General features: G+C 69.3%; 12 protein-coding genes. 3 read left to right on the top strand and 9 right to left on the bottom strand.

What is annotated here, in order from left to right:
* Window positions 1-3: 3 nt before the first annotated feature.
* Genes KA383_08910 through rplU form a run of 8 tightly spaced genes read right to left on the bottom strand, consistent with a single transcriptional unit; the run spans window position 4 to window position 6,710 of the window.
* Entirely contained in the window at window positions 4-1,308 is a 1,305-nt protein-coding gene (locus KA383_08910) for a metallophosphoesterase (GenBank protein ID MBP7746241.1), read from the bottom strand.
* A complete protein-coding gene (gene coaD, locus KA383_08915) occupies window positions 1,305-1,868 on the bottom strand; it encodes a pantetheine-phosphate adenylyltransferase (protein MBP7746242.1) in 564 nt (187 codons plus the stop codon). Before coaD ends, KA383_08910 begins: the two co-directional genes overlap by 4 nt.
* A 1-nt stretch (window position 1,869) precedes the next feature.
* Window positions 1,870-3,474 (bottom strand): hypothetical protein, encoded by a 1,605-nt coding sequence (locus KA383_08920; protein MBP7746243.1) that lies wholly within the window; start codon window positions 3,472-3,474, stop codon window positions 1,870-1,872.
* Window positions 3,475-3,486: 12 nt separating this feature from the next.
* Window positions 3,487-4,101, bottom strand: coding sequence for an RdgB/HAM1 family non-canonical purine NTP pyrophosphatase (gene rdgB, locus KA383_08925; protein ID MBP7746244.1), 615 nt, complete (start codon window positions 4,099-4,101; stop codon window positions 3,487-3,489).
* A 5-nt stretch (window positions 4,102-4,106) separates the two neighbouring features.
* On the bottom strand, window positions 4,107-4,970 hold the full coding sequence (locus KA383_08930) for a hypothetical protein (GenBank protein ID MBP7746245.1): 864 nt from the start codon (window positions 4,968-4,970) through the stop codon (window positions 4,107-4,109).
* Entirely contained in the window at window positions 4,967-5,701 is a 735-nt protein-coding gene (rph, locus tag KA383_08935) for a ribonuclease PH (protein MBP7746246.1), read from the bottom strand. The genes KA383_08930 and rph overlap by 4 nt, the downstream gene beginning before the upstream one ends.
* A 48-nt stretch (window positions 5,702-5,749) precedes the next feature.
* Entirely contained in the window at window positions 5,750-6,361 is a 612-nt protein-coding gene (locus KA383_08940) for a hypothetical protein (GenBank protein MBP7746247.1), read from the bottom strand.
* Between the two features lie 34 nt (window positions 6,362-6,395).
* A complete protein-coding gene (gene rplU, locus KA383_08945; protein ID MBP7746248.1) occupies window positions 6,396-6,710 on the bottom strand; it encodes a 50S ribosomal protein L21 in 315 nt (104 codons plus the stop codon).
* Window positions 6,711-6,889: 179 nt separating this feature from the next.
* Here rplU and aceE point away from each other — a divergent pair, with 179 nt between their 5' ends.
* The 3 genes from aceE to KA383_08960 all read left to right on the top strand — a co-directional run bounded on the left by aceE (window position 6,890) and on the right by KA383_08960 (window position 13,320).
* A complete protein-coding gene (gene aceE, locus KA383_08950; GenBank protein ID MBP7746249.1) occupies window positions 6,890-9,601 on the top strand; it encodes a pyruvate dehydrogenase (acetyl-transferring), homodimeric type in 2,712 nt (903 codons plus the stop codon).
* A 280-nt stretch (window positions 9,602-9,881) separates the two neighbouring features.
* Window positions 9,882-11,273 (top strand): hypothetical protein, encoded by a 1,392-nt coding sequence (locus KA383_08955; protein MBP7746250.1) that lies wholly within the window; start codon window positions 9,882-9,884, stop codon window positions 11,271-11,273.
* Between the two features lie 334 nt (window positions 11,274-11,607).
* Window positions 11,608-13,320 carry a nucleoside transporter gene (locus tag KA383_08960; GenBank protein ID MBP7746251.1) on the top strand — a complete coding sequence of 571 codons (1,713 nt, stop codon included), beginning with the start codon at window positions 11,608-11,610 and terminating at the stop codon, window positions 13,318-13,320.
* 63 nt (window positions 13,321-13,383) lie between these two features.
* Here KA383_08960 and thiC read toward each other — a convergent pair whose 3' ends face one another.
* A complete protein-coding gene (gene thiC / locus KA383_08965; GenBank protein MBP7746252.1) occupies window positions 13,384-14,799 on the bottom strand; it encodes a phosphomethylpyrimidine synthase ThiC in 1,416 nt (471 codons plus the stop codon).
* Window positions 14,800-14,817 lie beyond the last annotated feature (18 nt).

The following is a 14,817-nucleotide window of genomic DNA, read 5'->3' on the forward strand; positions in this document are numbered from 1 at the left end:
CGCTCAGGGTGCGGGTGACACCGCCTCCGGATCATCCGGCGCGGCGGTGGTTGCTTCCGGTGGCTGGGGCATCGCAGCCTTGGACAGCCGCCATTCGTCCAGCACGCTGCCATCAAGCGCGATCTGCCGTAGGCGCAACTCCCCCTCGTCAATGCTCACGTGCGTGAAGCTCCAGTGCTGATCGTCCAGCGCGGCGACGTAGGCCGGACGCGGCGGGCGCGCTTCATACAGCGTGGCGCCGCCCGCCCCCGTGATGACATAGACGACGCCCTGCCCCGGCTCCACCACTTGCCCGCCCCGCAGCGGCCAGGTGCGCTGATAATTGTGATCGTGTCCGTTGAAGACCAGATCGACGCCCGTGGCCTCCAGCACGGGCACCAGCGTCCGCTGGATGCGCTCGTCCGGCTTGTACTTGCCGCCGGTGTACGGCGGATGGTGGAGCACCACGAACTTCCAGCGCGGCGTCGGGTCCGCCAGTACCGCGTGCAGCCAGGGCGCGACGTGGTCGCGCAGCGTCACCTCGTCCAGATTGCTGTCCACGACGGCGAGGCGCGCGCTGGCGTAATCGAACCAGTAGTTGCCCTCAGCCGGCACGCCCGCTGGACCGTTGTCGGGCAGCTCGAACACCTCGCGGTACGCCGCCGCCGTCCCATCGTCGCCGAGATCGTGATTGCCGAGGCTGGGCCAGATGTTGATGGCCGCGATCAGGTGGCGGTAGGGTGCGAAGAACCGCTCTTCATAGTCCGCGCGCGCCCCGTTGGGGTACACGACGTCGCCGCTCTGCAGCAGGAAATCCGCCGCCGGCACGGTCGTCCGCATGACCGCCGCCAGCAGATACTGGGCCCGTGTGCCGCGCCCGCTGTCGCCGAACACGATGAAGGCGAACGGCTCGTCGGGGTTGCGGCTGGTGCGGAAGGACAAGTCCGTGGTGAGGGACCGCGCGCCCGCGAGGATTTTATATGGATAGTCGCGACCGGGGGCGAGACCCTCCACGCGGGCCATGTGCCGCACGCCGAGGGCCGTGCTCGGCACGCTGCGCATCTCGCCGTCGACGTTGACCTGCAGCGTGCACGCCGTCGGGCGGGTCAGGTACCAGACCAGCGTCACCCCTTCGGCGCCGGTCAGCTGCACCAACGGGCCCTCGTAGATGCGCGGCGGCAGAATCCGCGGCGCAATTGCATAGAGCCCGAGCGCCACGACGATGGCCGCCAGCACGCCCGCCAGCACCGTGCGGGGCGGCACGCGCGCGGCGCGCGTGGTACGGCGGAGGGCCCACCGGCCGTCGAGGGCTGCGCCCGGCCGGGTCACGACAGACATCCGCCGCCGGCGCCGGACGGACGGGGGCGCCGCCGCACGGCTCCAAGCTTCTGGGCGAGTTGCGCGGCGACGTTGGCCGGCACGAGCTGCTCGATCCGGCTGATGTCGCCGCCGCCCATCTCGTAGATCTGCTTAATGTAAGTGCTGGAAGTCAGCGCGTGCTGATCGCTGGTGAGGATGAAGACCGTCTCGACGCCGCCCACCAGCCGGTTGAGGTTGGCCACCTGCACCTCGTGGTTGAGGTCGGCCATGTCGCGGATGCCACGTACCAAAACGTGGGCGCCGCAGTCGCGCACGAAGTCGATGGTCAGGCCGTCATACGTGGCGGCCCGCACGTTCCGCAGGTCGGCGATGTGCGGCAACAACAGCTCGAGCCGCTCCGCGGGCGTGAAGAGCTGCTCCTTGTCCGGGTTGTGGCCGATGCCGACCACCAGCTCGTTGAACAGGCGGGCCGCCCGGCGCACCACGTCCAGGTGTCCGAACGTCACCGGATCGAACGATCCCTGAAATACCGCCACGATGTGCGTGTGCTCGTCTGACATGCGCTTCATGCTACCGATCGTGCGCAGACTTGTCCAAATCGCCCCGCCGGCGCAACAGTTCCATCCCGGCCACGTGCGCCACCGGCTCGTACGCCGCGCACACCCACCGCGCGAAGCCGCTTTCGGCCGCCGCGGCGCGCAGCGCGGCGAGATCGCCCGTGGAGACAATGAACAGCACAGGCGGCGCCCGTTGCAGGTCGGCTTCGGCGCCGTCCAGGATGAAGCGCGCCCACTCGCCGACCTGGCCGCGTTTTTCGAGCGTTGCGTAGCGCGACGCCGCGCGCCGCAGCGCATACCGGTAGGTCCCCGGACTCCAACCCCACACATAGATCGTCTGATCCGGAGTGGTGCGCCGCGCGATCTCGGCCCCCTGCAGTTCACACGGCGTCGGCAGGGCACGCTGCAGCCCGCACCAGTGCGTCTTAGTGTGCCAGCAGCGTCTGGCTTCCACCAGGCTCGCGCGGGCCACGCCGCCCAGCACGGCCGCCACCAGCACCACGACGCACGCCACGCTCGGCCGCGCGGTCACCCGCGCCCACAGGCCGCGCCGACCGGCGAGCGCATGCAGCGGGTACAGCGCGAGCAGGCCCAGCGCCGGCAACACCGGCATCAGGTGGTGCCCGCGCCGTCCGGGCCCGACGCACGCCAGGTAAAACGCCAGCAGGAACCAGATCCAGAACAGCCCCACACCACGCCGCGGCGGAGCCTTCAACCGCACGCCCCCGCGCCGCGACCACAGTGCGCAGAGCAATCCGCCACCGGCCAGGGCAAGCACGCCCGCCAGCAGCTCCAACAGCGGCGCGTACACGCGCAGCACGCGATCCAGCCGCACCCAGGTCGCGTCGCCGGCCGCGAAATACGCCTGGTTGAATCCGCCGACGGCGTACGCCGCCGCCGCCAGCGCACCCTGACTCGCGAGCACGGCTGCGGCCGCGCACGGCGGCACCAGCAGCCCGCCGCCCAGCAGGGCCCACGGCTGCCAGGCGGCGCGCCCGCTTCGCGCCCGCCACTGCACCCACGCCAGGTGCAACGCCAGCGCGACGGCCACCGCCGCCCCGGACTGCTTGAACCACGGCGCTGCCCCCGCGGCCAGTCCCGCCAGGATCAGCCCGCCGCTGCGCCGCCGGCGGCGCCAGCGCAGATACGCCGCCGCCGCGGTCGTCTCGCAGGCCACCACGAATGTCTCGGTCCGGTTGCCCCCACACTCAAACTTGAGGTGCGTCAGCAGCACGGCGGCCACGAGCACCGCCGGCGCCAGCAGCGACCGATGATACGCGGCCCGCGCGGCGGCGACGAAGGCCAGCAGCGTGACCCACAGCGCCGCGCTGCCCAGCAGCAGGTCACTCCCCACGCCCGGCCCGCCCAGCCGGATGGCCGCCGCGTTCAGCCACCAGATGCCCGGCGGCTTGTTGTCCCACACGTCCAGGTACGGCCGGGCGCCCTGCTCCACGCACCAGCCGTAATAGGCGAACAGATCGCTGTCGACGATGTTCTCGCGCCAGTGGACGGCGGATTGATTCAGCAGCACGACGAGTGCGAGCACGGCCAGCGCGGCACCGCACGCCAGCACGCGGCCCGGCCGCCAGGGGCGCAACTTGCTTGGTGCTGATGACAACGCGTCACTCGGCTATGGCCATGCGCCCGCGGCGCGATACCAGGCCTCCAGGCGCACCAGCATCGCGCGCAGCGCCTGCCCGCGGTGACTGCGGGCGTTCTTCTCGTCCGACGGCAGTTCCGCGGCCGTCAGCCCCAGCTCCGGCACCAGAAAGTGCGGATCGTACCCGAAGCCGTTGGTCCCGCGCGCCGCGTCGCAGATCACGCCGGCAAACGTGCCTTCCGTCTCCAGCACGACGCGCCCTGCCTGCGCCAGCGCCAGTGCACAGCGGAACCGCGCGGTGCGTCGCTCCGCCGGCACGCCCGCGAGCAGCCCGATCAGCTTGCGATTGTTCGCCGCGTCGTCGCGCGGCAGCCCGGCAAAGCGCGCCGACTGCACGCCCGGCGCACCGCCCAGCGCATCCACCTCGAGCCCGGAATCGTCCGCCAGCGTGCTCAGCCCCGTCAGCCGCGCGTAGTGCAGCGCCTTCAGCCGCGCGTTCTCGGCAAACGTGGCGCCGCTTTCCACCGCGTCCGGCAGCGGGCCAAGCTCATCCAGCCCGTGCCAGATGATCGGCAGGGCCGCCGCGATCGCGCGGATCTCGCGGACCTTGCCGGCGTTCCGCGTGGCCAGCAGCACTGCGGGCATGGTGCCTACCCCGCCTTCGCCTTGTCGAGTCGGCGTTGCGCCTGCGGGATGACAACCGGAAACGACGCGCTCGGGGCCCGGTCGCGCACGGTGCCGTCGCGGTTGCGGGCCACTTCGTAGACCTTGTGCCCGTTCTGCAGGCTCTCCGGGAAGCGCTGCTGCGCTGCGATCATCTTCGGATCGACGATGCGCAGCGTGGTCTGCACGACGCCGGTCAGCGGGTTCTCCTGCCGGATCTCGCTCACCGCCTCCGCGGGATACACGCCCACGTACACCGAGCTGTGCACCGCGCCGTGATGAAAATAGGCTTCCTCGCCCTGCTTGCGTAGAAGCGCACAGTATTCCTCCGCCGCGGACCGGCGCGTGCGGAAGGTGTCCGTGTTGTAGAACACCGCCACGTGCAGCGCCCAGTGGCCGTCCACTTTCTCCAGGTCCCACTCGGGATGCGCCGACCGATACGTCGGCAGCAGGTCCATCGACGCCAGCATGAACGGCCACACGTCCGCCCCCGCGAACCGCAGCCCGCGAATCGTCTCGAGGTCCGTCAGATGGTTCGGCTTGAACTTGTCCGTCGCCCCCTGCGGCCCGTACTCGCGCTTGTAGCGGCCATAGAAGACCGCCGTCCCGTCCGCGTCGGTCAGGACCTGCACGAGATCGGCCTTCAGACCCGAGACTTTCTTCAACGCGTCGGCGTAGGCCTTCGCGCGCTGCTGGTGATCCGGCATCTGCAGCGTGATGCAGCGAATGGCCCACACTTCCTCGTCCTTGTCCCCCAGCCGCGGCGCCGCCGACGTCGCCCCACCCGTCCCGGGCCACGCGCTCACGACCAGCAGCAGTCCCAACCAGCGTGCGGCGTGCATCGGTCTCATGGGCGTTCTCCGCGCGGGGCCGGTCGCTCGAGCGCGGCGCGCTGCAGCGCGAACAACCGCTCGATGCCCGACCGCCCCAGCTCCAACATGCGGGCGAGTTCCTCCGTCGCGAACGTCGCGTGCTCACCCGTCGCCTGCACTTCCACCCACGCGCCGCGCGTGGTCAGCACCAGGTTGCAGTCCACCTGCGCCGCCACATCCTCATGATAGTCGAGATCGAGCAGCAATTCGCCCTGCACGACACCCACGCTCACCGCCGCCACGCCCGCCGTCAGCACGTCGTCGCCCCACAGGTCACGCTGCGCACCCGCCCGCAGCGCATCGCACAACGCCACGTACGCCCCCGTGATCGCGGCGGTCCGCGTGCCCCCGTCGGCCTGCAACACGTCGCAGTCCAGCGTGATCGTCCGCGGTCCCAGCCGGCCCAGCTCCGCCACGCTGCGCAGCGCGCGCCCGATCAGCCGCTGGATCTCCTGCGTCCGCCCATCGATTTTCAGTCGATTGCGCGGCCGGCGCTTGGCCGTCGCGCCCGGCAGCATGTCGTATTCCGCGGTGATCCACCCCGCCCCGCTCGCGACGCGCCATTCCGGCACGCCGTCGTCAATGCTCGCCGTGCACAGCACGTGCGTGTTGCCCGCCCGGATCAGCACCGCCCCGGGCGCCGCGCCCGTGAAGCCGCGCACGATCTCCACCGCCCGCAGTTCGTCCGGCTGCCGCCCGTCGTGCCGCATGACGACCTTCCTAGCACAGCCGCGCCACCAACGCAACGCGGCCCGCGCTTACTTCTCCTCGCCGGGCAACGCTACCGCCTCGGCCGCGTCCACCAGCGCCTGCACCAGATTGCCCCCCAGCACCGTCGCCCGCTCGCCGCGCATGCGCACCACCACGCACGCCGCCTCCCGCAGCCAGCCCGGCACCCGCGCTTCCGGCGCCGGCTGAAACACCACCGCCCAATCCTGCGGCAACATCCACGTCGCCACCCCGGGAAATTCCGCGCGCAGCTCGCGCGGCGTCCTCACCGCCACGACCGCACTCGGCAGCCGGCCAACTTCCAGCGGCTGGAGAAAACCAATCTGCCGCTCGAGCGCCGCCAGCAGCAGCGGTCGCTCCGGCGGATCGGGCAACTCCCCTGCGAGTGGGAGGGGCTGGTACCCCACGGCATCGACCACGCGCAGCGCCTGCGTCGCGTCCTTCCGCCCCACCGCCAGCGCGAAGTCCAGCGCCGCCAGCAGCGCGTGATCACGCGGCGCCCGCTCGCGCGGTTGCACCCGCGCCAGCCGCTGCCGCACCGCCGCCAGCGGCTCATCCGCCGGCGCGCTCGCCGGCTGCGACGCCGGCAGGCTCTGCCCCCGCGCTGCGCCGGCGCAGAAAAACGCGACGGCCAGCAGCACCGACCGTCGCGTCCTTCGAAACCCGCACCCGCCGCTAGGCATTGATCGTGCCGATTTCGACCTTCAGCATCTTCTGGCGGTGCCCCCAGGTCTTCATGTAACCCTTCCGCCGGCGGAACTTCACGCCGCGGACCTTGGGGGTCTTCAGCCGCTGCACCACCTTGGCACTGACGGTCGCGCCGTTGACCCACGGCGTGCCGATCTTGGCATCGGCGCCCTCGCCCAGCATGAGCACCTTGTCAAAAGTGATGTCCGTCTGGCCTTCCGGGAGTTCCTTCAGCTCGATGAGGAGCATGTCGCCCGTGCTCACCTTGTACTGCTTGCCGCCATCTTCAATAATCGCGTACACGTTCGCTCCTTCACCGCGGGCCTCAGCCTGCCTCGACACTGGAACCCAGTAGTCTACGAGATCGTCACTGGCCATGCAATCCCCGCCGCCCGCCAAACGCAACTGCTTTTCCACTGGCAACTTGCGCCCCGGCCCCGCCCGCGGGTTGACGCTGCCCCATCCGCGACTACCCTAGGTTTATGGCCGACATCGATCTCGATCCAACCGTACAACCGGACCCCCACGATACCGACCCCCTGGAAACCGCCGAGTGGCTCGCGTCGCTCGAAGCGGTTCACCGCCACGGCGGCACCCGGCGCTCGCAGTACCTTCTGGACCAGCTGCACCGCTGGGCGCTGAAGCGGCAGGTCCCCATCCCCGTCGCCGCCAACACCCCCTACATCAACACCATCCCGCGCGCCGAGCAGCCGCCGTTCCCGGGCGACCGCGAAATCGAACGTCGCATCAAGAGCTTCGCCCGCTGGAACGCGATGGCCATGGTCGTCCGCGCCAATCGCGTGTCCAGCGGCATCGGCGGACACATCTCCACCTTCGCCTCCTGCGCCACGCTCTACGAAATCGGCTTCAACCACTTCTTCCGCGCGAAGACGGAGAACTCTTCCGGCGACCAGATCTTCTTCCAGGGCCATGCCTCACCCGGCATCTACGCCCGTGCCTATCTCGAACGCCGGATCGACGCGGCGCACCTGAACAACTTCCGCCGCGAACTCGCCGCCGGCGGCGGCCTGTCGTCGTATCCGCACCCCTGGCTCATGCCCGACTTCTGGGAATTCCCCACCGTCTCGATGGGGCTCGCCCCCATCAGCTCGATCTACCAGGCCCGCTTCAACCGCTACCTGGAAGACCGCGGCCTGGCCCGCACCAGCGCCGCGCGCGTCTGGGCGTTCCTCGGCGACGGCGAAATGGACGAGCCGGAGAGCCTGGGCGCGATCACCCTCGCCGCCCGCGAGAAGCTCGACAACCTGACGTGGGTCATCAACTGCAACCTCCAGCGCCTCGATGGCCCGGTCCGCGGCAACGGCAGCATCATCCAGGAACTCGAAGCGGCCTTCCGCGGCGCCGGCTGGAACGTCATCAAGGTCATCTGGGGCCGCGACTGGGATCCGCTCTTCGCCGCCGACACCGAAGGACTGCTGATCGAGCACCTCGGCCAGGTCGTCGACGGCGAGTATCAGCGCTTCGTGGTCGAGCCCGGCTCGTATTCGCGCGAGCACTTCTTCGGCCGCGACCCGCGCATGCTGCGGCTCGTCGACCACCTCACCGACGAACAGATCCGCAACCTGCGCCTCGGCGGCCACGACCCCGAGAAGGTCTACGCCGCCTACGCCGCCGCCACCACGCACTCCGGCCAGCCCACTGTCATCCTCGTGCGGACGATCAAGGGCTACGGGCTGGGCGAGGCCGGCGAAGGCCGCAACATCACGCATCAGCAGAAGAAGCTCAACGAGGACGAGCTGCGGGCGTTCCGCGACCGCTTCGATATCCCGATCAGCGACGACGAGATCGACGAGGCGCCGTTCTGCCGCTTCGCCGAAGACAGCCGCGAGTTCAACTATTTGATGGAACGCCGCCGCGCCCTCGGCGGCTCCGTCCCGCACCGCAAGGTCCGCGCGCAGCCCCTCGCAGCGCCCACGGTCGAGTTTTTCGACGAGTTCCTGCGCGGCAGCGGCGACCGCCCCGTCGCCACCACCATGGCCGTCGTCCGCATGCTCGCCCGCCTGCTCGCTGAACCGCAACTCGGCAAGCTGATCGTGCCCATCGTCCCCGACGAGGCCCGCACGTTCGGCATGGAAGCCCTGTTTCGCACGTACGGCATCTACTCGCACGTCGGGCAGCTCTATGAGCCGGTCGATTCGCACCTGCTCATGCGCTACGAGGAGCGCAAGAACGGGCAGATCCTCGAAGAGGGCATCACCGAAGCCGGTGCCATGGCGTCCTTCACCGCCGCGGGCAGCGCCTATGCCACGCACGGCGTGTCCACCATCCCGTTCTTCCTGTTCTATTCGATGTTCGGCTTCCAGCGCGTCGGCGACCTGATCTGGGCCGCCGGCGACATCCGCACCCGCGGCTTCCTCGTCGGCGCCACCGCCGGCCGGACGACGCTCAACGGCGAAGGGCTCCAGCACCAGGACGGCCACAGCCTGCTGCACGCCAGCACCGTGCCCAACTGCGTGTCGTACGATTGCGCCTTCGCCTACGAGCTGGCGTTCGTCATCCAGGATGGCATTCGCCGGATGTACGAGGCCGGCGAAAGCGTCTTCTACTACCTGACCGTCTACAACGAGACGTACCACATGCCCGGGCTGCCGGAGGACGTGCCGGGCCGCGTGCCGGTGCGCGAGGGTGTCCTCAGGGGCCTCTACAAGCTGAAGCCCGCGGACAACCCCGGGGACGCGCCGCGCGTGCATCTGTTCGGCAGTGGGCCGCTGCTCAACGAGGCCCTTCGCGCGCAGACGCTGCTGCGCGAAAAGTACGGCGTCGCGGCGGATGTCTGGAGCGTCACGAGCTACAACGAGCTGTATCGGGACGCGCTGAGCTGCGAGCGCTGGAACCGCCTGCATCCCGGCGGGGCGCCGCGCCGGCCGCACATCGCCACCTCGCTTGCGGACGAGCCATGGCCGGTGGTGGCTACATCGGACTACATCAGCTCAGTCCCGGAACGGCTCTGCCCCTGGACGCCGGCGGGTCTGCACGCGCTGGGCACGGACGGCTTCGGCCGGAGTGAAACGCGTGAGAACCTCCGCCGGCATTTCCAGATCGACGCGGAGCACGTCACGCTGGCCGCGCTGACGGCGCTGGCCCGTCGCCAGCAATTCGACGCCAACCGCCTGCCGCAGGTCATCGAGGAGCTGGGCCTGAATCCCGAAGCCCCCGACCCCGCAACGGCGTAGGCGTAGGGTGGGCACCGCCCACCAGTGTACTCGTAGAGCGAAGCTCCAGCTTCGCTCCCGGTGGGGAGCGCAAAGCTCCGGCTTCGCTCGCGGTGGGGAGAGCAAAACTCCACTTTGATGCCAAGCGGTATCGGCCTCTCGCCGGCGGTGAAGCGCGGGTCCCGCCGCGAGATGTTACTCAGCCTTTACACATCACCCCGTCGGCGCGCGTTATCCTCTCAGTAGTGGTCTGTCAGCACAACATGGCACGGTCGGAACGCCAAATCAAACGAGGCACGCTATGTCATTGGCAGCCCTGCTCATTTGTACCGCGGCGCTGGCGGACTGTGCCACGCAGCCGAGTTCGCCGCCGCCGTGGAAGAGCATCGACCTGGGTAGCGTGGGCGACGTTGTGCTGCGTCTGAGCGTGCTCCCCGCCGCTTCCCTGGTCGATGAAGAATGGCTCGGAATCGAGTTTGAGAACACAAGCAGCGTGCCCGCACGCGTCGAGAACGCCTACTACCACATCGAGCGCACGAGCCGCGACCCGCAGTCCCGACGCATCGTCTCCTCGGGCAGTCTCGCCTCCGGAAACACCTGCGATCTCTTCCCGGAGGCGTGGCAGACAACGCCCGTTGCCGCGGTCGTGATCCCTGCGGGCAGCCACCGCGTCATCAGGCAACCGAGCGAGTACTCGTCGGCACTCCTCGGGCTGGCACCGCCCGGTGGCCTGATCGTGGAGGCACGTTTCCATATCACGCTCGAACTCACTGGCGATCAACGCTACACCACTCCGGAGACCGGGGTCGCGTTCACGTTTGAATGGCAACCCGTGGCGGCGTCCCAATTTGATCTGTTGCGCGCCCGGCTGCGCCGACTGCTGCAGGAACCCCGCCGGGATGCGTCGCAGGTCTACATCCTGCAGGCCCTCCTCAAGGTCCCGGATGTCAGCGCGGCGCTCACTGCCAGAGAACTGCTAGACAGCTTGGCGGAACGCGATGGCGGGCTCAACGGACGCCATGCTCTTGTCGCGGAGATCGCGCAGCGCTACCCGCGTGACCCGGCGGTGCTCGCGTACTACGCCGCAGGCGTGCGCGCCGGCGACCGCCGGGCGGCCGAGGACCTCGCCCGCGAGCCGCGCATCTGGGATCCGACCTTCCTCGAGCCGCTGCTGAGCTGGTTTGAGCACGCGTCTGCGCCAGGGCTGCAAACCGCGCTGGCCGTGCTCTCGGCACACCGCGCCGACTGGCCGGCCGACGCGCACATACCGGCCCGCCTGTCCCGCCGGCTGATCGCACAATCCCGCGTGCTGAGCAAGGCAGCCACGGAATTGGACGGCGACGACCTGACGATCTGCTGGGTCGCCGACGCGCGCGACCTGGCCATCACTCACGACCCGCAGGTCATTCCGCTGCTGCGGCCATTCCTGGACCGGAGGGAGCGCATCGTCGACCTCACGAGGTGGGGGCCACCCGTGACCTACCCTGGCCCCGCGCTGCGCGTTTGCGATGTCGCGCTCGAAGCGATCCTCACACTGCGCGGCGACGATCTGGCCGCCGCCTATGCGCGTGCCGGCCGAAACACCAGCATCGCTACCCAGCCAGCAACACGCCCCACGGATACGTTCGAGCGCACCATGGACCAGATACGCGACGGCATGATCGTGGACCTGCGCAGCACGCTGAGCAAGTAAGCTGTACACCGCCCGTCGCGTGGTATGGGCGCCCCGCCGGTGACGTAGCACCGGCCCCCCGCGACCGACGGTCGCAGCCGACCCCCGAATCGGCCGTGTAAGGAAGTCGGCACGGCAGCGGCCGGGCTCTGCCGGCCCAGCAGGAGCTTCGCCCGTCCGGACCGCGCTCACGCCCCCACGCACCTCCTCTGTTCTCTGTTCCCTGTTCCCCGTTCCCTGTTCCCCGCTCCTCGTTCCCACGCCTCAGTTGCAGCCCCGCTCCCGCGCGCCTAGACTCGCCGTCCAAATGGCGCCGGCCGCACTACCGCGACCCGCCACAGACCGAGGATGGCGCATGGCGAGCACACCCACCCACGGCGAAAGCCGCATCGTTCAAGCCCTCGACAAATTGCACGAATTCGAGCGGGCCCCGGTTCCGCGTGGGCGGCTGCAACCCTGGTGGCACTTTGCCGCCCTGCTGGCCGGCGAGCACGTCGCCGGCACGGAGTTCGTCATCGGCGCCCTGTTCGTCAGTTGGGGCGTCGGCACCCGCGACGTCCTCGTCGGCCTGCTGCTGGGCAACCTGCTCGCGGTGCTGACCTGGACCTTTGTCTGCGTGCCCATCGCCGTGCAGACGCGCCTGACGCTCTACTGGTACCTGCGGCAGATCGGCGGGCCCATCACGGCGCTGGTCTACAACGTGCTGAACGCAGTGCTGTTCTGCATCCTCGCCGGCTGCATGATCACCGTCTCCGCCTCCTCCGTCCGCATGCTCTTCGGCATTCCGCCGCAGACCAACTGGTACCCGGAGGACATCCGGTTCGTGATCCTCGTGCTGGTTTTGGGCGCGGTCGTCGTCACACTGGCGATCCTGGGCTTCAAGCGCCTGGCGCAGTTCGCCGAGGTCTGCTCGCCGTGGATGTTCTTCATGTTCCTCGCCGGCGCGTTGTTCATGCTGCCCGCCCTCGCGCTGCATACCGGGCACGGCCCCATCAACAGCTTCGCCGCATTCCTGAAGCTGGCCGACGAGTCCATCTGGACCGGCGTCCGCCCCGACGGCCGGCCGCCGATCTCGTTCTGGCATGTGACCGCGTTCGCGTGGATCTGCAACCTGGCGATGCACGGCGGCCTGTCGGACATGGCGCTGTTCCGCTACGCGAAGACGATCCGCTGCGGGCTGACATCGGCGTGCGGCATGTTCTTCGGCCACTACGTCGCGTGGATCTGTGCCGGAATCATGGGCGCGGGCACGGCGGTCCTGCTGAAGAAGACCATGGCCGAGCTCGACGCCGGCGCGATCGCGATGCAATCGCTGGGCATCGCCGGCGCGATCACGGTCGTGCTCGCGGGCTGGACCACTTCGAACCCGACGCTGTATCGCGCGGGGTTGGCGTTCCAGGCGGTGACGCCGGGCTGGCCGCGCTGGCTGGTCACGCTGCTGGCCGGGGCCGCGACGACGATCGTGGCGTGTTTCCCGTTCGTGTTCACGAAACTGCTGGATTTTGTGGGCTGGTACGGGCTGCTGCTGATGCCGGTCGGGGCGATCGTGTTCGCCGAGCACTGGCTGTTCCCGCTCATCGGCCTGACGCGGTGCTGGGTGAGCCGGCGAGGACTGATCGTCAACTGGCCGGCACTGGCGAGCTGGGCGATCGGGATTGCGGTGGCGCTCTACCTGGAACGCACCGGCACGCTGCACCTGTTCTTCCTGTTCCTGCCGATCTGGGCATTGACGATCGTCCTCTACATCATCCTGGCGTCGCTGGCCGGGGCGCGCGGGGTCAGCGCGGCACCGCAACCCGCAGCGCCGCCCACGCCGGCGCAGCCTGCGACGAGTGCCGCACCGCCGCCACCTGCGCGGCGCAGCCCATTGGGCATCGGCTTCGGCTTGCTGACGCTCGTCGCGCTGTGCGCGTGCCTGGGCATCGCCGTGTGGATGTTCGTGTCCGGTCCGGATGGATACGAGCAGCGGGTCGCCGCCGCGAAGACGTGGCTGCTCATCTGCAGCCTGGTCTACCTGGTGAGCGCCGCGGTGTACTCGTTGCAGCGCAAAGAGCCGGCGGCGGAGTGAGCGGCATGATCCGGGGGGCAGCCCTCTGCCTGTCATTGACCGACCGGAGGTTGGTGCCCCAACCTATGGGCCGGGCTTGACCGCGGCGCGCAGCTCCTTGCTGATCCGCTGGCTGCACCACTCGCGGCCGCACATGGAGCAGTAGTCCGCGTCTTCCGTCAGGCACTTGTCGCGCAGCTTGCACGCCGCCTCGCCGTCGAACGCCAGGTCGAACTGCCGCGGCCAATCCAGCTCGGCGCGCGCCCGTGCCATCGCGTCGTCCCACTGCCGCGCCCCAACCACCCCGCGCGCCACGTCGCCTGCGTGCGCCGCGATCTTGTACGCGATGCAGCCAAGCTTCACATCGTCGAGCTGTGGCAGACCCACGTGCTCCTTCGGCGTCACGTAGCACAGCATCGCCGCACCCGCCCGCGCCGCCTCCGTCGCGCCGATCGCGCTGGTGATGTGGTCGTGTCCGGGGAATACATCCGTGACGACCGGCCCCAGCACGTAGAACGGCGCGTCGTCGCACACGCGCCGTTGCGTCTCCATGTTGAACGCGACCTCGTTGAGCGGGATGTGTCCCGGCCCTTCGACCATCACCTGCACGCCCGCTGACCGGGCCCGCTGCACCAGCTCGCCCAGTACGTGCAGCTCCGCGAATTGCGCCGGGTCGCTCGCGTCCGCCAGGCATCCTGGCCGCACGCCGTCGCCCAGCGAATACGTGACGTCATACTGCCGCATGATCGCGCTAAGCTCGTCGAACAGCTCGTAAAACGGGTTCTGCCGGTTGTGGTGCAGCATCCACTTCGCCAGCAGCGACCCGCCGCGGCTCACCAAACCCTGCGTCCGGCGGTGAATCAGCGGTAGATGCTCGCGCAGGATGCCGGCGTGGATGGTGAAGAAGTCCACGCCCTGCTGCGCCTGGTGCTCCACGGTGCGCAGGATCGTCGCGTGATCGAGCTCCTCGATGCTGCGTCCGATGATCATGCTGTAGATCGGCACGGTCCCGACCGCGACGGTGCTGTGGTCGATCATGAGCTGCCGGCACTCGTCGAGGTCGCCGCCGGTGGACAGGTCCATGACCGTGTCGGCGCCGTAGAGGACCGCGCAGCGGAGCTTGGCGAGCTCGCCGGCCGTGTTGCTCGACACCGGCGACGCGCCGAGATTCGCGTTGATCTTCGTGCTGAGCGGTCGGCCGATGCCGGCGGGATCGAGGCGCTTGGGGGCCGTGAGGCCGCGGCAGTGCTGCGGATCGTCGAGCCACGCGTGACGCTGGGCGACGGTCTGGTTGACCCACAGGCCGGCGGGGGAAGTCGGAGGTGTGAAGTCAGAAGTCGGAAGTGACAAGTCAGAAGTCAGAAGTGCGCCATCCGGCACAGGCTTGCCGCCGGTGCCGGCGAGATGCCGCACGTTGGCGGGAATGACGACCCGCCCGGCGGCGACGTGCTCGAGGATGGCCGCGGGCGTGAGGTTCTCGCGCCCGGCGACGCGCCGCATTTCGCTCGTGATGATGCC

Source organism: Phycisphaerae bacterium (assembly GCA_017999985.1).
Lineage (GTDB): Bacteria > Planctomycetota > Phycisphaerae > UBA1845 > Fen-1342 > JAGNKU01.